The organism is Polynucleobacter sp. HIN8 (genome assembly GCF_030297615.1).
GTDB lineage: Bacteria > Pseudomonadota > Gammaproteobacteria > Burkholderiales > Burkholderiaceae > Polynucleobacter.
In genome coordinates, this window is sequence record NZ_AP028139.1 from 1,283,333 (window position 1) to 1,304,827 (window position 21,495).

The 21,495-nt window shown below is 48.7% G+C and carries 19 protein-coding genes; 5 read left to right on the forward strand and 14 right to left on the reverse strand.

Annotated elements, in window-relative coordinates; all coding sequences use genetic code 11:
- The first annotated feature begins 24 nt into the window (after positions 1-24).
- From QUE65_RS06770 to dnaQ, 3 genes are read left to right on the forward strand one after another with little or no spacing between them, the layout of a single operon-like run.
- A complete protein-coding gene (locus QUE65_RS06770) occupies positions 25-1,293 on the forward strand; it encodes an efflux RND transporter periplasmic adaptor subunit (RefSeq protein WP_286280242.1) in 1,269 nt (422 codons plus the stop codon).
- Positions 1,290-4,388, forward strand: coding sequence for an efflux RND transporter permease subunit (locus QUE65_RS06775; RefSeq protein ID WP_286280243.1), 3,099 nt, complete (start codon positions 1,290-1,292; stop codon positions 4,386-4,388). The genes QUE65_RS06770 and QUE65_RS06775 overlap by 4 nt, the downstream gene beginning before the upstream one ends.
- Positions 4,389-4,405: 17 nt before the next feature.
- Positions 4,406-5,101: a DNA polymerase III subunit epsilon gene (dnaQ, locus tag QUE65_RS06780; RefSeq protein ID WP_286280244.1), complete on the forward strand. Its 696-nt coding sequence runs from the start codon at positions 4,406-4,408 to the stop codon at positions 5,099-5,101.
- Between the two features lie 6 nt (positions 5,102-5,107).
- Here dnaQ and QUE65_RS06785 read toward each other — a convergent pair whose 3' ends face one another.
- Positions 5,108-6,181 carry a tartrate dehydrogenase gene (locus QUE65_RS06785; RefSeq protein ID WP_286282474.1) on the reverse strand — a complete coding sequence of 358 codons (1,074 nt, stop codon included), beginning with the start codon at positions 6,179-6,181 and terminating at the stop codon, positions 5,108-5,110.
- 52 nt (positions 6,182-6,233) lie between these two features.
- Positions 6,234-6,899 (reverse strand): SprT-like domain-containing protein, encoded by a 666-nt coding sequence (locus tag QUE65_RS06790; protein WP_286280245.1) that lies wholly within the window; start codon positions 6,897-6,899, stop codon positions 6,234-6,236.
- Positions 6,900-6,988: 89 nt separating this feature from the next.
- Here QUE65_RS06790 and QUE65_RS06795 point away from each other — a divergent pair, with 89 nt between their 5' ends.
- Positions 6,989-8,308: an amidase gene (locus QUE65_RS06795; RefSeq protein WP_286280246.1), complete on the forward strand. Its 1,320-nt coding sequence runs from the start codon at positions 6,989-6,991 to the stop codon at positions 8,306-8,308.
- Here QUE65_RS06795 and QUE65_RS06800 read toward each other — a convergent pair.
- Together QUE65_RS06800 and QUE65_RS06805 are read right to left on the reverse strand one after the other, a co-directional pair.
- A complete protein-coding gene (locus QUE65_RS06800) occupies positions 8,295-9,281 on the reverse strand; it encodes a Bug family tripartite tricarboxylate transporter substrate binding protein (protein WP_286280247.1) in 987 nt (328 codons plus the stop codon). The genes QUE65_RS06795 and QUE65_RS06800 overlap by 14 nt on opposite strands.
- A gap of 34 nt (positions 9,282-9,315) precedes the next feature.
- Entirely contained in the window at positions 9,316-10,437 is a 1,122-nt protein-coding gene (locus QUE65_RS06805) for an NADH:flavin oxidoreductase/NADH oxidase (RefSeq protein WP_286280248.1), read from the reverse strand.
- A gap of 144 nt (positions 10,438-10,581) precedes the next feature.
- On the opposite strand from QUE65_RS06805, the gene QUE65_RS06810 reads away from it, so the two are divergent.
- Entirely contained in the window at positions 10,582-12,102 is a 1,521-nt protein-coding gene (locus tag QUE65_RS06810; RefSeq protein ID WP_286280249.1) for a CoA-acylating methylmalonate-semialdehyde dehydrogenase, read from the forward strand.
- A gap of 10 nt (positions 12,103-12,112) precedes the next feature.
- Here the strand turns inward: QUE65_RS06810 and QUE65_RS06815 are convergent, their stop codons facing one another.
- The 10 genes from QUE65_RS06815 to nuoH form a co-directional block, all read right to left on the reverse strand.
- Positions 12,113-12,742 carry a trimeric intracellular cation channel family protein gene (locus QUE65_RS06815; protein WP_215369209.1) on the reverse strand — a complete coding sequence of 210 codons (630 nt, stop codon included), beginning with the start codon at positions 12,740-12,742 and terminating at the stop codon, positions 12,113-12,115.
- A 36-nt stretch (positions 12,743-12,778) separates the two neighbouring features.
- Complete coding sequence (locus tag QUE65_RS06820; RefSeq protein ID WP_286280250.1) at positions 12,779-13,249, reverse strand: DUF1178 family protein; 471 nt, start codon at positions 13,247-13,249, stop codon at positions 12,779-12,781.
- 75 nt (positions 13,250-13,324) lie between these two features.
- Positions 13,325-13,903 (reverse strand): NUDIX domain-containing protein, encoded by a 579-nt coding sequence (locus tag QUE65_RS06825; RefSeq protein ID WP_286280251.1) that lies wholly within the window; start codon positions 13,901-13,903, stop codon positions 13,325-13,327.
- Between the two features lie 10 nt (positions 13,904-13,913).
- Positions 13,914-15,404 (reverse strand): NADH-quinone oxidoreductase subunit NuoN, encoded by a 1,491-nt coding sequence (gene nuoN / locus QUE65_RS06830; RefSeq protein ID WP_286280252.1) that lies wholly within the window; start codon positions 15,402-15,404, stop codon positions 13,914-13,916.
- 13 nt (positions 15,405-15,417) lie between these two features.
- Positions 15,418-16,884, reverse strand: a complete 1,467-nt coding sequence (locus QUE65_RS06835; protein ID WP_215369227.1) for an NADH-quinone oxidoreductase subunit M — start codon at positions 16,882-16,884, stop codon at positions 15,418-15,420.
- Between the two features lie 12 nt (positions 16,885-16,896).
- Entirely contained in the window at positions 16,897-18,939 is a 2,043-nt protein-coding gene (nuoL, locus tag QUE65_RS06840) for an NADH-quinone oxidoreductase subunit L (RefSeq protein WP_286280254.1), read from the reverse strand.
- A 5-nt stretch (positions 18,940-18,944) separates the two neighbouring features.
- Positions 18,945-19,253, reverse strand: coding sequence for an NADH-quinone oxidoreductase subunit NuoK (gene nuoK, locus QUE65_RS06845; RefSeq protein ID WP_108508726.1), 309 nt, complete (start codon positions 19,251-19,253; stop codon positions 18,945-18,947).
- Complete coding sequence (locus QUE65_RS06850; RefSeq protein ID WP_215369232.1) at positions 19,250-19,912, reverse strand: NADH-quinone oxidoreductase subunit J; 663 nt, start codon at positions 19,910-19,912, stop codon at positions 19,250-19,252. Before QUE65_RS06850 ends, nuoK begins: the two co-directional genes overlap by 4 nt.
- A 7-nt stretch (positions 19,913-19,919) precedes the next feature.
- Positions 19,920-20,411: an NADH-quinone oxidoreductase subunit NuoI gene (gene nuoI, locus QUE65_RS06855; RefSeq protein ID WP_108508728.1), complete on the reverse strand. Its 492-nt coding sequence runs from the start codon at positions 20,409-20,411 to the stop codon at positions 19,920-19,922.
- A 5-nt stretch (positions 20,412-20,416) separates the two neighbouring features.
- Entirely contained in the window at positions 20,417-21,490 is a 1,074-nt protein-coding gene (gene nuoH / locus QUE65_RS06860) for an NADH-quinone oxidoreductase subunit NuoH (RefSeq protein WP_286280256.1), read from the reverse strand.
- Between the last annotated feature and the right edge of the window lie 5 nt (positions 21,491-21,495).

Genomic DNA, 21,495 nt, shown 5'->3' on the forward strand with positions numbered 1-21,495 from the left:
CGCAAAGCAATTTAGACTAGTGCCGTGACCAAACCTCCATCCTTTATTGCCCGCATCAAGCAGACCATTACGGCGTGGGGTCGCCAATTGGTCAACCGGCTCCAAAAAATCGATCTCAAGCAATTTGTGGCGTTTCTAATTAAGCGCAAATGGTGGGTTGTTGCAATTGTGGTCTTAATTTATGCAGGCAATAAAGCTTACGATCATTTTTTCCCACCCGAAAGTAAACGTGGTGGAATCCAAACAGTTACCACTGCCCTTCTCGAGAAACAAGACATCCCCATCATTATTGAATCGACCGGCACGATTGTGGCTAATAACATCGTGGATGTCCGACCTCAGGTCACCAATGTGGTCAAAGAGATTCATATTAAAGAAGGTCAAGAGGTGAAGAAGGGGCAACTGCTCTTCACCTTAGACGATCGCAATGACCGCGCCAATTACGATAAAGCCAAAGCCGTAGCCGACGATGCACAACGACAGTTGCAACGTGCTAAAGAATTAGTGGCTCAAAACTTTATTTCTAAAGCGGGCTTAGATACGGCTGAAGCCAATGCTAAATCCGCTGCAGCGTCTGCGCGCGCGGCCGAGGTGCAACTCTCCTTTGATTACATTCGCGCACCGATTGATGGGCGTGCGGGCATCATTAATGTATTCCCTGGCTCCTTGGTAGCGCCGGGTAATATTGTGACCACAGCCTCCAGCTCCACCGCGACCACTGCTTTGGGTGCGATGGTCACCATTACGCAATTAGATCCGATCAATGTGCAATTTATTGTGGGCGAAGACAATATACCGCTGTTGATGCAAACCGATTCTGCCAACTTAAAGGTATCGGTGACGGTGGGTGACAACCGCACTCAGGTTTTTGAAGGTAAGGTCTTAGTGATTGATAACCAGGTGGATCCAGCGATTGGGGCGGTTCGTGTCAAGGCTCAGATTGCCAATGACAAGCGCCTCTTATTACCAGGGCAGTTTGCCCGGGTTAAGCTAGAAGCCAACACCTTAAAGGATGCCATTCTGGTTCCGTCCCAAGCGGTGGTGATTAATCCCCGCGGTCGATTTATTTATGTGGTGGGTGCAGAGGATAAGGTGAGCCTCAAACCCATCAAGGTCAGCTATGAGTATCAGGGCAAGGCTGCGATCACCGGCGTTGAGGTTGGTGAACGCGTGGTGATTGAGGGTAAACAAAATCTACGCCCTGGCACCAAAATACGAGAGAGTAAGTCCGCTGCTGCTCAAAAGCCTGCTGAAGCCCCCAAGCCTGAATCTAAACCCGCTGATAAAAAATGACGCTCTCTGAGCTTTGTATCCGACGGCCTGTCATGACCGTTTTGCTCTCGGTGGTGACGGTCTTTGCCGGCGCTATCGCATACACCCGCATTCCCGTTGCAGCATTACCCAGCTTTAATACACCGGTAATTTCCGTATCGGCATCCTTACCAGGAGCCTCTCCCGAAAATATGGCGTCCTCGGTTGCTCTGCCGCTTGAGAAAGAGTTCTCCACCATTGATGGCATTACGGTGATTAGCTCAACCAATTTTTTAGGTACAACCAATATCACCCTCGAATTTAATAACGATCGCGATATTGATAAAGCCGCGGTCGATGTTCAGGCTGCACTATTGCGCGCTCAGCGCCGTCTGCCAATCGAGATGACCGTACCGCCCTCCTATCGCAAGGTCAACCCTGCCGATGCACCGGTTCTTATCATCGGTATGACCTCGCCATCAATGGATTTATCCGAGCTCAATGATTACGCTGAAAACTTAATCTCTCCAACGCTCTCCACGATTGATGGAGTGGCTCAAATTATTGTGTATGGCATTAAACGTTATGCCATCCGCGTGCAAGCCAGACCAGACTCTTTGGCTACACATAACCTCACGATGGAAGATCTCTCGATCGCCATCAATAAAGCGAACTCCAATACCCCCGTGGGTGTTTTAGAGGGCCCACGGCAACTACTCACCATCTATGCCAATAAACAATTAGTGAGTGCTGCGGATTTTGCCAACCTCGTGGTTGCTCAAAAGAATGGTTTACCCATCTATCTGCGCGATGTGGCCGAGGTGGTTGAGAGTTATGAGAACGTTCGCACTCTATCTACGACCAACGGTGAACGATCGATTGCACTTGCGATTCAGCGCCAGCCCAATGCCAATACGGTCAAAGTAGTGGATGCCGTCAAGGCGATGATTCCGGAATTTGAGAAGCAATTACCCGCCTCGATTAAGCTCACACTGATCAATGATCGCTCCTTATCCATTCGTGAGGCGATTCATGATGTCAATTTGACGTTAGGACTTACCGTTGCCTTAGTGGTCTTAGTGATCTTTCTGTTTCTGAAGCATATTTCTGCAACGGTAATCCCCTCGCTGAGTTTGCCAATTTCTCTGATTGGCGCCTTCTTCTTGCTCTATTTCATGGGCTACAGCTTAGATAACGTATCGCTCTTGGGGATTACCTTGGCGGTGGGCTTAGTGGTTGATGATTCTATTGTGGTCTTAGAGAATATCGTACGCTATGTCGATCAGGGCATGAGTCCGTTAAAAGCTGCCCTCAAAGGCAGTCGCGAGGTTGGGTTCACCATTCTCTCCATTTCACTTTCCTTGGTAGCTGTTTTTATTCCCATCTTCTTCATGGAAGGTCCAATCGGTCTTTTATTCCGTGAGTTTGCGGTGGTCGTCTCCTTGGCGATCGTAGTGTCGGCGGTGGTCTCACTCACCTTGGTGCCTATGCTCTGCAGCCGCTACCTGCCCAAACCTGGACAGCATGCTCGCGAGTTTGCAATCAATCGTCACTTTGATCGTTGGTTTGAGTGGACGCAAAAGACCTATGTGCATTATTTGGATATTGCCTTACAAAAGCGTAAACAAGTCTTGTGGCTAGCAGTGGCTACCTTCGTTATCACAATTGCCATGTTTGTCTATACGCCAAAGGGATTCTTTCCCGAGGAAGATATTGGCCAGATCACTGCAACGACCGAGGCGGATCAAGATATTTCTTTCAAGGCCATGCTGGAGTTACAAGACCGTGCTGCACAGATCGTGGCAAACGATCCGAATGTCGCAAATTTTGTTTCCATATTAGGTGGTGGGCTTAGTGCAGGTAGTAATACGGGTCGCTTTTTTATTGTTCTCAAGCCACGCGATGAACGCGAATCCATGACCAAAGTTCTTGAGGGTCTGCGTGCAAAGTTCAGGGACGTTCCAGGTTTGCAAGTGTTTATGCGCCCCATCCAAAATTTACAACTCGGTGGACGATCCAGTAAAAGTCGCTATCAATTTACTCTGCAAAGCGTTGGTTTTGAGGGGGTGAATGAGTGGTCAGAGAAATTGCTCGAGAAATTACGAGTTGATCCAATCTTTAGGGACGTCACCTCTGACTCGCAAATGAAAGGTCTAAACGTACAAATTGATATTAATCGTGATAAAGCGGCACAAGCAGGGGTTACGATCGCGGATATTCGTCAAGCTTTGTATAACGCCTTTGGGCAGCGCCAGGTCTCCACCATTTATACAAGCGTCAATACCTATTACGTTATTTTAGAGACAGCAGAGGATCAACGCCAGTTTGAGACCGATCTCAACAAAGTGTTCTTGCGGGGCCGCGCGACCAATCAGTTAATTCCGTTATCGAGTCTCGCAAGTTTCAAGCGCACCATTGGCCCGACTGCGGTTAACCATCAGGGCCAAATCCCAGCCGTGACTCTGTCATTTAACTTGGCGCCTGATGTGGCTTTAGGTGAAGCGACTGACAAGATTGAAAAGTATGTAAAAGAAATTAACTTACCGCCCTCCATCATTACTAGCTACGGAGGCGACGCCAAAGTCTTTAAAGGCAATCAAACTGGGCAATTTGTCCTGATTATTGCTGCGCTAGCAGTAATTTATATTCTGCTTGGGGTGCTCTATGAGAGCTACATTCACCCCATTACCATTTTGGCTGGCTTACCGTCCGCGGCCATTGGTGCCCTCCTCTCTTTATGGATGTTTGGGATGGAACTCACCATCATTGCCACGATTGGTATTTTGATGCTGATTGGCATTGTCAAGAAAAATGCCATCTTGATGATTGACTTCGCCCTTGACGCGCAACGTAAACAAAAAATGAGCCCAACGGAGGCTATTCGGACCGCATGCATCTTGCGCTTTCGCCCCATCATGATGACCACCCTCGCTGCAATTATGGGCGCCTTGCCGATTGCGCTCGGCCTTGGTGCTGGCGCTGAACTACGCCAACCCCTTGGTATTAGCGTCGTCGGCGGTTTGATCTTGTCACAATTTGTGACCTTGTTCATCACCCCTGTCATATATCTGTATCTCGATCGCTATGCTGGGCGCGGACCCCTTGAGATACCCCCAGAAGATCTCCAAGATACCTAAGCGTTTTACAATTAGGTATGCGTCAAATCATCTTAGATACCGAAACCACTGGACTAAATCCAGCCACCGGTGATCGCATCATCGAGATTGGCTGTATTGAGCTCATCAATCGCCGCCAAACCGGTAAGACCCTCCATCACTACATTAATCCCGAACGCGATATTGCCGAGGGTGCATTTGCAGTGCATGGTCTATCGCGAGAGTTTTTAACCGATAAACCCGTCTTCGGAGTGATTGTTGATGAGCTCACTGAGTTCATTGCTGGGGCTGAGGTGATTATTCATAATGCGCCCTTTGATTTATCGTTTCTCAACAATGAGTACGCCTTACTCAAGCGCCCTAATTTCTCAGAGCTTGCCGCAAAAATTACCGATACCCTAGTGGATGCGCGCCGTATGTTTCCAGGTAAACGCAATTCGCTTGATGCCTTATGTGAACGTTTTGCAGTCAGCAACGAACACCGCACCCTCCACGGCGCCTTACTTGATGCTCAGCTCTTAGCAGAGGTGTACTTAGCCATGACCCGAGGTCAGGATGACCTCACCATTGATTTAATTGATTACAGCACAACTGGCAAAGATGGCCTAGCAAAAGCGCCGCTGCCAACTGACTTGATCTACTTCAAAGCAAGTGAGCTCGATTGCGCCGAGCATGAAAAGGTTTTACAAGCAATTGAGAAAGCCAGTAAAAAGACCCCGATTTGGGGTCTCTAATCTTATCTAGATCGCAGCTGCGATTGCCTTACCTAAATCCTGAGTACTCGCTTTGCCACCAATGTCTGGTGTGAGGGGAGCATGCGCAGGACCAGCGGATAGCACAGACTCAATGGCTTCAAATACGCGTGTACCGGCTTCTGGATAACCTAAGTGATCGAGCATGAGTGCACCACTCCAGATTTGACCGATTGGATTAGCAATGTTCTTACCATAAATATCTGGGGCTGAACCATGCACAGGCTCAAAGAGCGACGGGAACTTCCCTTCCGGATTAATACTGGCTGACGGTGCGACGGCAATCGTGCCAGTGCATGCGGGACCCAAATCAGACAGAATGTCACCAAACAAATTAGATGCCACCACCACGTCGAAGCGATCGGGGTTCATCACAAACTGAGCGGTCAAGATATCGATATGGTATTTATCTGTCCTGACATCGGCATAGTTCTTCGCCATTGCCTCGACCCGCTCATCCCAATACGGCATCGTGATCGCAATGCCATTGGATTTGGTTGCGGAAGTTAGATGCTTCTTAGGACGACTCTGCGCCAACTCATAGGCAAATTTCAGAATGCGATCGACGCCATGGCGTGAGAAGACTGATTCCTGAACCACAATCTCGCGATCGGTATCCGCAAACATCTTGCCACCAACGGCTGAGTACTCCCCTTCCGTGTTCTCACGCACTACAAAGAAATCGATATCCCCAGGTTTACGGTTCGCTAGTGGGCACGGTACACCTGGCAATAAACGGACTGGGCGCAGATTGACGTACTGATCAAAGCCACGACGGAACTGAATCAAGCTGCCCCACAACGATAAATGATCAGGCAAGATGTTGGGCATTCCAACAGCCCCAAAGAAGATGGCATCGTACTTCATGAGGGTATCAAACCAGTTATCCGGCATCATCTTGCCATGCTGTTGGTAGTAATCGCAGCTAGCGAAATCAAAATGATCAAACTGAAATTGAATACCAAACTTTTTGGCAGCCGCTTCTAATGCACGTACACCCTCCGGCATCACCTCTTTACCGATTCCGTCACCTGGAATCACAGCAATTTTAGGATTCGTTATTTTCTTTCTTGTGTTCATGAATCATGTCTCATTGATTAAAAAATCGATTTTACTAGCTGATGGCTCGGCGGATTTCACGCTCTGCCTGGCGCTCCTTTTCTTTGGCCTCCTCGTCGGTATCGGCCCCCGGAACTGATAATGCGAGCTCTTCCATGCGCAGGTTATCTTTGGGGCAAATGGGTGCGCCATAACTTGCCCAGCGCTTTAAGAGCGTCACCTCATAGCCGCATTGTGGGCACTTAGCCTTATTGCGACTGAGATTACTGGCTCGCGGTGGAGGAAACACAATCGCTTGATGAGGATAAGGGCCTAACTTTTGACCAATGGTCATGAGGCGCACTTGCAAGGCCTCCGATGCATGCGCCATGCGTGCAGGCCCTTCAAGACCAACCGCTTGGCAAATTCCCTTGAAATCCTCACCATGACCGCTATGGCAATCATCCACTGCATGGCACAGCTCATGCACAAGCGTATCGAGAAGCGTAACGGGATCATCTAACTTCGGAGAGATAAAGATCTCATTAACACCACCACCCGAGCGCTCCCGCGGCCAGCATTGGCCTAAGGTCGTTCGTGGGCTACTCGATGCCGGAAAACCACACGAGACCCTGACCGGCGGAATAACATAACCCGCCTTTGCAAAAATAGGCTCCAAATGGCGAACACCATCTTGTAACCAAGCTTCGCGAGTGGTGTGAGAGGAATTACTTTGACTCATACAATAAGTGGGGGATAAAAAGGTAAATGGAGTATTCTAAAAGGATCAAGCAACAAAACCACGAGCATAAACGCATTTGAGTCTAAGCGATGACCTCCTTAAAAAACCTAGCTAATCTGAGCGCAACACAAGCCGCAAAAGCACTCGCCCAACGCGAAATCAAGGCTGAGGATTTACTCAATGATTGCTTAAATCAAATTGGGATACGTGAGCCTGAGGTGCATGCCTGGGTAAGCTTTGCCAAGATACATGCCCAAACCCAAGCCCGTGAACTCGATCGTGGACCGATTCAGGGGATATTGCATGGCTTACCGATTGGGGTGAAGGATCTTTTTGATACGCACGACCTGCCCACCAATTACGGCTCCCCCATCTATGGCAATAATCATCCGATCTGCGATGCGGTTTCGGTATCTCTAATGCGCGAGGCAGGCGCCATCATATTGGGCAAAACAGTCACCACTGAATTTGCAAGCTTCACTCCGGGACCCACGCGCAATCCCCGCAATCTGGATCACACGCCCGGTGGCTCCTCGAGCGGCTCTGCTGCGGCGGTTGCTGATTACATGGTTCCTCTTGCTACAGGAAGCCAAACGGCTGCTTCGATTATTCGACCAGCAAGTTATTGCGGTGTGGTTGGTTATAAACCCAGTTACGGAAAGATCAGTATTGGTGGAGTTAAAAGCCTCTCGGTAACGCTAGATACCCTAGGTGTTTTTGGTCGCACCGTATCGGATGTGGCTTTAGGCGTTGCCGCAATGTCGGCTGATCATGATCTGATGAACATTGCTCCTTTAGAGTCAAAGATCCGTATTGGGATTTGCAAGACCGATGATTTTGCTCATGCTCAGGCTGAAACTGCTGCCGCCCTCTCACTCGCCGGCTTTGCGGCAAAAGCATTTGCAAACGGTGGTGTTGGTGAAATTGCCCTGCCGATGGATTGCGCTAAGCTAAGTGAAACCCAAACCACCATCATGCTCTTTGAGATGGCCAAAAGTTTTACCTTTGAAAAGCTCAATCACTTTGATCAAATTAGCCCAACCCTCAAAGCGATTATTGAGCGTGGTGATGCGATTACGTATGATCACTATCATGCTGCGCTCCTCAAGGCCAAACTAGCCCGCGCTGCCATCAAGGAACTCTTTGCGGATCAGGTCGATATTTTGATAGCGCCAAGCGCAACCGGAGAGGCTCCAAAGACCTTAGAGCAAACCGGCGACCCCATTTTTAGTCGCGGCTGGACCTTGCTTGGTTTACCCTGCATCAATTTGACTGTTACTACTGGGCCCAATGGTCTACCAGTTGGGGTCACGCTGGTTGCAGGACCCGGACAAGATCGCTTGTTACTGAGCGCTGCAAGCGCTCTTGCCCAACAACTCTCGGATCCGATTTCAATTAATCAATTTTAATGTTTGCTGCTTTAATCGCTTTTTGAGTTAACGCAATTTCTCTTTTTAGCAAGGCATCGGTTGCCTGCGGATTTAGATAACGTAGCTCAATTCCTGCGGCATCTGCCCGCTGTTTAGCTTCTGGTTGTTCTAAGGCTTTTTTTACATCCTGCGTTAATTTGTTCACAATCGGCGCTGGAGTTCCTCCGGGAGCATATAGCGCAACCCATGACTCCAGCTCAAATTCTGGCAAACCCGCCTCAGCAACCGTTGGCACATTGGGCATCATTGGATGTCGAGCTTTACCAGTCACTGCTAGCGCCTTCAATCTACCGCCTTGAATGTGGCCCATGACCGAGGGCGGGGTTGTAATAAAGACCTGCACTTGTCCAGCCAATACATCCTGAATTGCTTGCCCAGACCCCTTATAGGGAACGTGAGTTAATTTGATGTCGGTCGCTTGCTCAAAAATCTCGGTTCCAATGTGCGAGACCGAGCCATTTCCTTGAGAGGCGTAGTTCAACTTCCCTGGGTTTGCTTTGGCATACGCAATAAATTCTTTTAGGTTGTTCACAGGAACCGAGGGATGAATCGCAATGACGTTCATAGCGACCGTTAATAAAGCAATTGGCGTAAAGTCTTTAAAGGGATCCCAATTTAACTTATCCATGAGAAGAGGATTGGCTGCGTGGTACCCGGAGTAAGAGGCTAGCAAGGTGTAGCCGTCCGGTTTGCTGCGGGCAACGTATTGATAGGCAATATTGCCACTCGCTCCCTGACGATTATCAATCACAATCGATTGGCCAATCACACGTGCTAATGGCTCGCTCAATAAACGCGCTGATGCATCAACTAAACCACCCGGAGGGACTGGGACGACGATCGTGATCGGTCGATCCGGAAAATTTTGAGCAATCGCTTTAGGACCAATAAAACCCAGAACAATACCGAATGTGGTAACGACGAGCGTCTTAAGAACTCTTTTTGTGGTCATCGTAGTCTCCTCTTGTAGTTATGCTGATTTCATTCTAACGCTGCCCCATCTTTGCTTCCACGAAAACGCTTTGCGCTTCCCTCGGTAAGCAACGCCAGTATTGCGGACTGGCACTCACTTGCCCTCCTAAGGCTGCTGCTGCCTCCCACGCCCAACGGGGCTTGTATAAGAATGCACGCGCCAGTGCAATCAAATCAGCCTCTTGGTTTTCAAGGATGGCCTCTGCTTGCTTTGGATCAGTGATAAGACCAACGGTCATGGTTGGCATCCCAGTTGCTGCTTTAATCGCTTTCGCAAATGGTACTTGGTAGTTTGGTACTAACTTGATTTGCTGCTTTGGAGAGATTCCTCCCGAAGATACATGGATGTAATCGCATCCCAATGCTTGGAGTTGTTTGGTCAGTTCAATCGATTGATCAAGCGACCAGCCGTCGTCAATCCAATCACTGGCCGAGAGGCGCACTCCCAACACGCCCTGCCACTCAGCACGGACTGCCGCAAATAATTCCAAGACAAAACGCATCCGGTTCTCAAGTGATCCACCGTATTGGTCTTGGCGCTGATTGGCAATCGGCGATAGAAATTGATGAAGTAGATATCCGTGGGCAGCATGAAGTTCGATCCCATCGATACCAATTTCTTTTGAACGCTTGGCTGCAATCACAAAGTCATCGATGATCTTGTGTATCTCCTCCACCTTCAAGGCATGCGGTGGTCGCTCACCCTCCAATTGCGGAATATCGGAAGGCCCTTGTGTTTCCCAGCCACCTTGAGTCATTGGTAATAACTGACCGCCTTGCCATGGGGCTGCACTCGATGCTTTACGACCAGCATGCGCCAGTTGGATGAATACTGGGGTCTTGGGTGCCAATTGTTTGGCTCGCTCTAAGGTGGTATGTAATGCATTTTGGGTCGCTTGATCCCATAGCCCCAAGCAATATGGAGTGATTCTGCCCTCGGGGCTTACTGCGGTGGCCTCGATGATAAAAAGTCCGGCGCCACTATTGAGCAAATTACCCCAATGCATCAAATGCCAGTCGGTCGCCTGACCATGATTTGCAGAGTATTGGCACATCGGCGCCACCACCACCCGATTAGCTAATATGAGAGATCCTTTGGGGGCTGAAAGTGGGTAGGAAGAAAAGAGGAGGGTCATGGGCGGTGTGTTGGATTAGGATGAGGGAGTGACCCGCTTACGGGTTTATCTGAAACGATTAGAATGATACCAATAGCTTTGATAACCAATGCGTTGGTAAGCCACTGAATTGCCAACCGCCTATTTTCACGAGACACCCAGACCATGAATGCTCCTCAAGCCTTTGAAATTAAAGAAGATATTGCTCATTACATCGGCGGCCAAATTGTCCTGCCCCAAAGCAGTCGCTTTGCCGATGTCTACAACCCTGCCAAAGGGAGCATCTCGCGCCGCGTGGCGCTAGCTAGCAAGGCTGATGTCAATCAGGCAGTGGCAACTGCACACGCTGCGTTCCTAGCCTGGGCAAATACCTCCCCACTGCGTCGTGCTCGCATTCTATTCAAATACTTAGAGCTCTTAAATCGTCACCGCGATGAACTGGCCGCTATCATCACCGCTGAGCACGGCAAGGTATTTACCGACGCACAAGGCGAGGTCACTCGTGGAATTGAGATTCTGGAATTTGCTACTGCCATTCCTGAGCTACTCAAAGGCGATTACACCGAACAGGTCTCAACCGACATTGACAACTGGGTGATGCGCCAACCTCTCGGTGTGGTTGCTGGCATTACGCCCTTTAATTTTCCGGTCATGGTGCCGATGTGGATGTTCCCCGTCGCAATTGCTTGCGGTAACACCTTCATCCTCAAGCCCAGCCCAACCGATCCATCAGCTTCTTTACTATTAGCACGCCTCCTAAAAGAAGCGGGTCTTCCCGATGGTGTATTTAATGTGGTGCAAGGCGATAAAGAGGCGGTTGATGCACTCCTAGAAAATCCCGAGGTCCGCGCAGTGAGTTTTGTGGGCTCGACACCAATCGCCAATTACATTTACGAACGTGGTGCCCATTATGGCAAACGCGTTCAAGCCCTAGGTGGTGCCAAAAATCATATGGTGGTGATGCCCGATGCCGATATTGATAAGGCGGTAGATGCTTTAGTTGGCGCCGCATACGGATCCGCAGGCGAGCGTTGTATGGCCATCTCGGTTGCCGTACTCGTTGGCGATGCTGCTGAGAAAGTGATGCCTAAACTCATTGAACGCACCAAGACCCTTAAAGTCAAAAATGGCCTTGAGCTTGATGCTGAAATGGGTCCGATTGTGACCAAGGCGGCGCTCGAGCGCATTACTGGCTATATCGATCAAGGTGTGAGTGGTGGTGCCAAGTTATTAGTCGATGGCCGTGGGCTCAAGGTTCCAGGTTTTGAGAATGGATTCTGGCTCGGGGGCACCCTCTTTGATCAAGTGACCCCAGAGATGACGATCTACAAAGAAGAAATCTTTGGTCCTGTTCTGTCATGCGTACGCGTAGCCAACTTCAGTGAAGCACTCGATATAGTTAATGCGCATGAGTATGGCAATGGCGTAGCCTGCTTTACTAGTGATGGCAATATCGCCCGAGAATTTGCACGGCGTGTTCAGGTTGGCATGGTGGGTATTAATGTGCCCATTCCAGTGCCAATGGCTTGGCATGGTTTTGGCGGTTGGAAGCGTTCTCTATTCGGCGACACCCATGCGTACGGCAAAGAAGGTGTGCGTTTTTATACCAAGCAAAAGAGTGTCATGCAACGCTGGCCGGAGAGTATCTCCAAAGGGGCAGAGTTTGTCATGCCCACCTCCAAATAAAGCGAGTCGTTTACTTTTTACGTGAGATGAACATTACTGGAACCTTGAGGTTCCAGTAAATCGCGGCTGACCGAAAGGCAAAGATCAGCACGATGCATGCAATCGATCCGACGATCGCATGCTCTGGAAAGTAGTTGAGAAGTAAGACATAGAGCATGCAACCGAGTGATACCGGAATTGCATAGAGCTCATAGGACATCAATAAGGTTTTACGTCCTGCCAACACATCCCGAATCAATCCCCCACCAATTGCGGTGACCACACCCAAGATGATGGCTGCGGCCGAGCCACCAAAGTCGTAATGCCAGGCTTTATCGGCGCCCTGGATCCCAAATAGAGCTGCACCTAAGCCATCGATGTAAAGAATGGCCTTGTATAACTGAGGCTGAGATAAAGTGGATTCGGCATAGAATGTAATGATGCTGGCAATCGCTGCCACCAGAATATAAATGGGCGCATCGGCCCAAAACACAGGCACCCCCAAAATCACATCCCGAATCGTACCGCCACCGATCGCCGTGATGATACCGAGAACTAGAACGCCAAAGAGATCAACGCCTCGATCGGAGATCGCAAGTACCCCGGTAATCGCAAACGCTGCAGAAGCAATAATGCCAACCCAAAAACTCAGCTCTTCCATGGAGCCCTTTACAAAACAATCGTCAAGAAGCTGACATTATTGCAAAGTATTTTTGAGGACCGGCATTTCTGGAAGTGCAAGGACATCAATCCCCTCTTCGCGTAATGCCATCACCTCATCAGCACTGGTCTGCCCCCGAATACTGCGCTCGGGCGACTCTTTGTAATGAATCTTTCGGGCCTCCTCGGCAAATGAAGCACCAACATCCTCTGATTTACCTACCAAGTCCCGCATGGCTTTCATGAACGTTGCTTGGATTTGGCGCTCGAGCTGACCATGATCCGCATTGGATAAGGCAATGCTTTGACTTGGTTCAACAGACACTGGCTCATCACCGCTTACTTTGCCACCAATATGAGGGGCGGATGGTAGGCGGCTGACATGGGCGCTATCGCAGACCGGGCAGCATAAAGTACCACCAGCTTGTTGCGACAAAAAGTCATTCTCAGAGGCAAACCACCCCTCAAAATGATGTTCGAGATCGCACGCTAGGTTATAGACTTTCATGGAATGCAGATGGGGATGAAGGTTGGATATTCAATAGCAACATGACATATTTGTCGATATTGCTATTTTAAGCCCTTAACGCAGTCGCCGTTGCCGATCCAGCCAGTACAGCGAAATGATGGTCTTGACATCCGTAATCGTGCCGTTTTCAACCCACTCGATGAGTTCCTCAAGGGGTGCAGCAAAGACATCCAAAAACTCCTCCGCATCCAGTCGTGCCGGGCCAGCGGTTAAGCCTTCTGCCAGATAAATATCGATAAACTCGGTGGAGTAGGAAATCACCGGATGAATCCGCCGAATCTTGCTCCATCGTTTTGCGATGTAACCAGTTTCTTCTTGCAACTCCCGTTGTGCACAGAGTAAGGGGTCCTCCCCCACGTTAAGCTTCCCCGCCGGAATCTCAATCACAGCTTGCTCGATGGGATAGCGGTATTGACGCTCCACTAAAATGCGCCCGTCCTCCAGAATCGGCAAAATGGCGACTGCGCCCGGATGCTCAAGATACTCACGCAGTGCTTGTTGCCCATCGGGCAACAATACGGTGTCACGCTTCATCTTTAAAAAGATGCCAGAGTAGACATCCTCACCCGATACACGCTTCTCAACTAGATGATCATCGGTATGCGCGAGGTCCTGAAACGATTTCTCGCTCATACCCAAACCTTTATGAACCGATGAGGGTATTGCGCATGATATTGAGGCACAAGGCCATGAGGCCCGCTGGGAATATACCCAAGAGTAGAACCATTAAACCGTTTAAACCCAACACCCCTTTTGTAATTCCTGAGCCAGTTACTGAATGCTCGTGGCTTGGCTCATCAAAGTACATCACCTTCACTACGCGCAAGTAGTAGAAAGCGCCAATCAACGATGCAATCACTGCAATGACTGCCAAGGCAATGTAATCGGCATCAACCAAAGCTTCCAAAACAGAGAGCTTTGCAGCAAAGCCTAAGGTCGGAGGTACCCCAGCCAAGGAGAACATCATGATGAGGCCAATGAAGGCATACCATGGGTGCTTACGATTTAAACCTTTTAAACCTTCTAGAGTGTCGCAATCGTAGCCCTTACGTGATAAGACCATCAACAAACCGAAGGTACCCAAGGTAGTGATCACGTAGGCAATCACGTAGAACATCGAGGCACTAAAGGCGTGATCATCAAAAATCGAGAGCATGCCAAGCAGCACAAAGCCCATCTGTGCAATGGCTGAGTACGCCAACATCCGCTTAATATTCGTTTGGGCGATCGCCGTAATATTACCGATCACCAACGACAGAACCGCAAGAATCATCAACATTGGCTGCCAATCGGAAATTAAAGGCAATAAAGTATTAATTAGTAGGCGGAATAACAGAGCGAAGGCAGCAAGTTTTGGAGCTGCTGCAATCAACAAGGTGACCGCGGTCGGAGCGCCTTGGTAGACATCAGGTACCCACATATGAAATGGCACCACACCAAACTTAAAGGCAACACCAGCCACAATAAAGACGAGACCAAAGGCCATAATGAGGTGATTAATCCGGGGATCGAGGAGCGAACGCAAGATCTCCAAGAGATCCAATGATCCGGTCACGCCGTAGATCATTGACATGCCATAGAGTAAGAATCCCGATGCCAAGGCACCCAATACAAAGTACTTAATCGCGGCTTCCGAGGATAAGCCGCTAGAGTGACGCATTGCCACCAAACCATAGGTTGAAAGAGCCATCAACTCGAGACCCAGATACAAGGTAATGAGGTTCGATGCGGAGATCAAAACCAATTGGCCTAATAAAGCAAATAAAGTGAGGACCAAGAAATCAGGTCGGAAGAGCCCTCGATCAATTAAATACTGCTTGGAGTAAATCAGGCTAATTAGTAGCGCAAAGCAGCACCCTGCTTTGAGCAGATTGGCAATCGGATCGGACTGGAACAGACCGGCCATGGCAAAGTACGGCAGATCAATCATTCTGCTTAAAAATGCAATGCCCAAGCCAATTAAGAGTAAGCAGGAACAGAAATACACAAAGGATGCAGCGCGTGGCGCATGAAATACATCATTCGCTTCATGACCGCTCTTTTCTTTAATGAAGGCGCTGGTCAATAACAAATCACTGGCAACAAAAGCCAGGATCAGTTCAGGTGCAATGGCAATCAGGTCAAAAGTATCCATGCAATAACCTTACTCAGAGTTTGCTAATCGCGACATGTTCGAGCAACTGCATCACAGCAGGATGAATAATGTCGGTAAAGGGTTTGGGATACACGCCCATGCCAATCACGCAGAGCGACAGAACAATAAACATAAAAAACTCGCGGCCGTTGAGGTCTTCAAGCTTGGCAACCTCTGGATTGGTGATTGCACCAAAAATGACGCGCTTGACCATCCATAAGGAATACGCAGCGCCGAGGATTAAGGCGGTTGCCGATAGCAGACCAATCATGAAGTCGTAATCAACAGCCGCCAAGATCACCATAAACTCACCGACAAAGCCTGAGGTCGCTGGTAAACCGCAATTGGCCATCGCCATGAGCACCATGAATGCCGAGAACTTTGGCATGCGATGCACCACACCACCGTAATCGGCGATCTTACGGGTGTGCATACGGTCGTATAAAACGCCAATGGCCAAGAACATCGCACCCGATACAAATCCGTGCGAGATCATTTGAATAATGCCGCCCTCAATACCAAGAGGACTAAAAATAAAGAAGCCGAGAGTAACAAAACCCATATGCGCAATCGACGAGTACGCCACCAACTTTTTCATATCCTGCTGAACCAGTGCCACCAAACCAACGTAGATCACCGCCACTAGCGATAAGAAAATAATGATTGGTCCTAAAAGGATGCTGGCATCCGGAGCAATCGGCAACGAGAAGCGCAAGAATCCATAAGCACCAAGCTTTAACATAATGGCTGCCAGCACCACTGAGCCACCGGTTGGCGCCTCAACGTGAACATCGGGCAACCAAGTATGCAATGGCCACATTGGCACCTTCACGGCAAAGGCCATGAAGAAGGCAATAAAAATCAGAACCTGTTCCACAATATCCAACTTCGCCCGATGCCAGGTGAGTAAGTCAAAGGTATTGGTCAGGTTATAGAGATACAAAATGGCAACTAGCGCCAGGAGCGATCCCAACAAGGTGTAGAGGAAGAACTTAAATGCCGCATAGATGCGATTTTGTCCACCCCATACCCCGATGATGATGTACATCGGAATGAGGGTCGCCTCAAAAAAGATATAAAACAGCAAACCATCAAGCGCTGAAAACACGCCAATCATAAGACCCGACAAAATCATGAATGCGGCATAGTATTGCGAGGCCTTCTCAGTAATGACCTCCCAAGCAGCAATCACCACAAAGATATTGATAAACGCGGTCAACACCACAAACCATACCGAGATACCATCAACACCAAGGTAATAGTTAATGTCGTAGCGTGGAATCCAACTGTGCTTCTCCACAAACTGCATCCCGGCGTTGGCTACATCAAAATTAGCGATCAAGGGCAAGGTGGCAATAAAGCCCAAAATGGCACCAACCAATGCCAAATACTTCACGCCAGTGGACGGACGCTCAGAGCCATAGATCAAAATCAGCAGGCCAAAAACAATCGGAATCCAAATCGCGTAAGAAAGAATCATGACCAGGTGTACTTAGTAAGCAATATAAATATGGGTATACAAAATCCAGGCCATTAAGCCAATCAGGCCGACGATCATGGCAAAGGCATAGTGATAGAGGTAGCCTGACTGCAAATGACGAACCACCCCAGAGAACTTACCAACCAAGTGGGCACTACCATTGACCATCAAGCCATCAATGACCCGTTGATCGCCTTGCTTCCATAAACCACCGCCAAGGAGTAGCGCGCCTTTAGCAAAAATCCATTGATTTAGATCATCGAGGTAGTACTTGTTATCTAAGAGTGTCTTAATTGGCGCAAAGATCTTGGCAATTCTCTCGGGCAAGGATGTAGCCCATAGATAACAAATGGCAGCAACGAGTACGCCAAGGGCCAACAAAATAAACACAGGGGTCGTAAAGCCATGCAAGGCCATGGCCACTGGCCCATGGAAGTGGGATGCCAAAGTTGCCATTGCAGGATGCTTAGTATCGTCCACAAAAATAGCGTCCCCAAAGAAACTGCCAAAGAGCATCGGGTCAATGGTGTAGTAACCAATAATCACTGAGGGGATTGCCAAGGCAATTAAAGGCAAGGTGATCACCCAGGGTGACTCGTGAGGCTTCTCGCCTGGTGCAAGACCATGATGATGCTCATCGTGCGCATCATGCGAATGATGATGGCCATGATCATGACCAAAGCGCTCTTTGCCATGGAAGACATAAAAATAGAGGCGGAATGAATACAACGCGGTCACAAAGACGCTCGCCATCACCGCAAAGTATGCAAATCCCGATCCAGGAATCGTGCTTGCAGCTACCGCTTCAATAATCGAGTCCTTGGAATAGAAGCCCGAGAAAAATGGTGTGCCGATCAATGCTAAGGAACCAATCAATATCATCAGACATGTAATGGGCATGTATTTCCAGAGGCCGCCCATCTTGCGCATGTCTTGCTCGTGATGCATTCCAATAATTACACTGCCCGCACCCAAGAACAACAAAGCCTTAAAGAAAGCGTGGGTCATTAAATGAAAGATCGCGATCGGATAGGCCGAGACCCCAAGTGCAACGGTCATATAACCTAACTGTGAGAGGGTTGAATACGCCACCACGCGCTTGATATCCGTTTGTACGATTCCCAAAAATCCCATGAACAGCGCGGTGATTGAGCCCATGACCAAAATAAAGCTCAAAGCAACATCCGAGAGCTCAAACAATGGAGACATACGGGTCACCATAAAAATACCCGCGGTCACCATGGTGGCCGCATGAATCAACGCAGATATTGGGGTTGGGCCTTCCATCGAATCCGGCAACCAAACATGCAATGGGAACTGCGCTGACTTACCCATTGCCCCAATAAATAGACAGATACATGCAGCGGTGATCAGATTCCAGTTTGTTCCTGGGACAGTCTGAGCGGCTAAGACAGTGTTTTGAGCAAAGATGTCTGAGTAGTTCATCGAGCCAGTGGCAGCAAGTAACAAGCCAATGCCCAAGATAAAACCGAAGTCACCCACCCGATTGACTAAGAAGGCCTTCATATTGGCAAAAATCGCGGTGGGACGATCGTAATAAAAACCGATCAGCAAATACGACACGACACCAACTGCTTCCCAACCAAAGAAGAGTTGCAGCATGTTGTTGCTCATCACCAGCATCAACATCGCAAAGGTAAAGAGAGAAATATATGCAAAGAAGCGGTTATAGCCTTCTTCACCTGCCATATATCCAATGGTGTAGATATGGACCATCAACGAGACAAAGGTCACCACCACCATCATCACTGCGGTCAATGGATCAATCAGAAAGCCAATGTCTAGACTCAACTCCCCAATCTTCATCCAGGTATAGACACTGCCATCAAAGTAATAGCCGTTCATCACCTCATACAAAACCCAGGAAGACAGTATGAGGGAGATTGCGACCCCTAGAATCGTGATCGATTGCGATGCCACTTGACCAATTCGATTACCAAAGAACTTGGTACCCAATAGACCTGCGAAGGCCGCACCCACCAAGGGGGCTAGTGGAATCGCACAGAGATGGGCAGTTGTTAAAGCAGTGGTCATGTCAACTAGCCTTTGAGATGATCGAGATCTTCAGTATTAATCGTGTCAACCTTGCGAAATAGAACCACCAAGATTGCCAAACCAATTGCAGCCTCAGCAGCGGCCACCGTCAGAATGAAGAACACAAATACCTGACCGGCCATATCGCCTAAGTAATGAGAGAACGCGACAAAGTTCATATTGACAGCGAGCAACATCAGTTCGATCGCCATCAAGAGAATGATCACGTTACGCCGATTTAGGAAGATGCCGACGACGCTAATTGCAAACAAAATAGCGCCGAGAACTAAATAATGAGCAAGTGTGATGGTCATGCTTGATCACCTGGGTTAGATCGGGACTTGAGATCTTGTTTAGCCTCACGCTCAGCATCCATCGAGACAATTCGCATCCGATCTTTAGCGGAAACTGCAACCTGCTCTGCAATATTTTGACCCTTAACATCCTTGCGTTTGCGCAAGGTAAGGGCAACGGCTGCGATGATGGCAACTAATAAGACAATACCGGCAACCTCAAAGGCGTAGATGTACTCAGTAAACATTAAGTAGCCCAGCGCTTGCGTATTATTTGCGGCCACCACATCTGGCAAGGTATTGACTGGTGCAGTAGTACCAATGAAGCCACGGATCAAGACAATGGAAAGTTGCAAAATAATCACAACCCCTATCAACATGGCGAGGGGCAGATATTTCTTAAAGTCACGTCGCAAGTGCGCCAAATCAAGATCCAACATCATCACCACAAACAGGAACAGCACCATCACGGCACCGACATAGACCAAGATCAGAATCAAACTTAAGAACTCAGCCTTAAGGAGCATCCAAATTCCCGAGGCACTAAAGAAAGCCAAAACTAAGAACAGGGCTGCGTGCACAGGATTAGGAACTGTGATGACCCGCAACGCAGAAATCACCAAGAGCGCAGCGAAGGCAAAGAAAAAGAGGGAGAAAATGAAATCAGGATCGAGGGTCATAAATCAATTAGCGGTATGGGGCATCTGCCTCTCGGTTGGCTGCAATTTGTTTTTCGTATTCATCACCGACTGCTAATAACATCTCTTTCGTAAAGTAGAGATCGCCGCGCTTATCGCCGAAGTACTCAAAAATATTGGTTTCAACAATCGCATCGACTGGGCAGGCTTCCTCGCAATAGCCACAGAAAATGCATTTGGTGAGGTCAATGTCATAGCGCGTTGTTCGACGAGTGCCATCTTCGCGTTGATCAGACTCAATCGAGATCGCAAGCGCCGGGCAAACCGCTTCACATAATTTGCACGCAATGCAACGCTCTTCCCCATTTGGATAACGACGCAAGGCATGCAAGCCCCGAAAACGTGGTGACAATGGGGTCTTCTCTTCCGGATACTGAATCGTAATCTTGGGTTTAAATAAATAACGCCCCGTAATCGACATTCCTTTCAGAACGTCTTTGAGCATTAAGCTATTTAGAAACTGGGAGGCGCGCTTGAACATGGTGATTAGCTCCAAATGTTCCAGGGGGACAAAATCCAAGCCCCAATCAACAATACCCAAACCACGGTCAGCGGAATAAAGACCTTCCAGCCCAAACGCATAATTTGGTCATAGCGGTAGCGAGGTAATGAAGCCCGCAACCAAATAAAGCATGAGAGGACAAAGAAGATCTTGGCAAATAGCCAGAAAAATCCTGGAATATCGCGCAAGATGGGTAAATCGAGGATTGGCAACCAGCCGCCCAAGAACATGATCGAGGTTAAGGCAGCAATCAGAATCATATTGGCGTATTCGGCCAAGAAAAATAAGGCAAAGGCCATCCCGGAGTACTCGACCATATGGCCCGCAACAATCTCGGACTCCCCTTCGACAACGTCAAATGGGTGACGATTGGTCTCTGCAACCCCAGAGATGAAATAGATCACAAACATTGGCAACAAAGGCAGCCAGTTCCACGACAAGAAATTCAAGCCCATGTCGGCGAAGATGCCAACTTCTTGGGAGCGCACAATGTTACTTAGATTTAATGAGCCGGCCACCATTAATACGGTGACCAAAGCTAAACCCATGGCAATTTCATAAGAAATCATTTGAGCAGAAGCACGCATGGCACCTAAGAATGGGTACTTCGAGTTTGAAGCCCACCCTGCCAAGATCACGCCATACACACCCACCGAGGTAATAGCCATGACGTATAAAAGACCAGCATTTACATCCGCTAGTACCAAGTCTGCTTGGAATGGCACAACTGCCCATGCAGCTAACGCAGGGGTCAGCACCATCAATGGAGCAATAATGTAAAGCGTATGACTAGCTCGCGTTGGAGAAATGATCTCCTTCATGAGCAGCTTTAATGCATCAGCAATGGGTTGAAATAATCCAAGGGGGCCAACTCGATTGGGGCCTAAACGGATATGCATCCAACCAATCAGCTTACGCTCCCACAGCGTGAGGTAAGCAACTGCGCCAAAGATCGGCAGAACGATGATTAAGATCTTCGCTAAGCTCCAAACCAAGGGCCAGAAGGAGCCAAACAGGTCTTCACCGTGACTGGTCATGAGATCGATCCAATTACCCATACAAA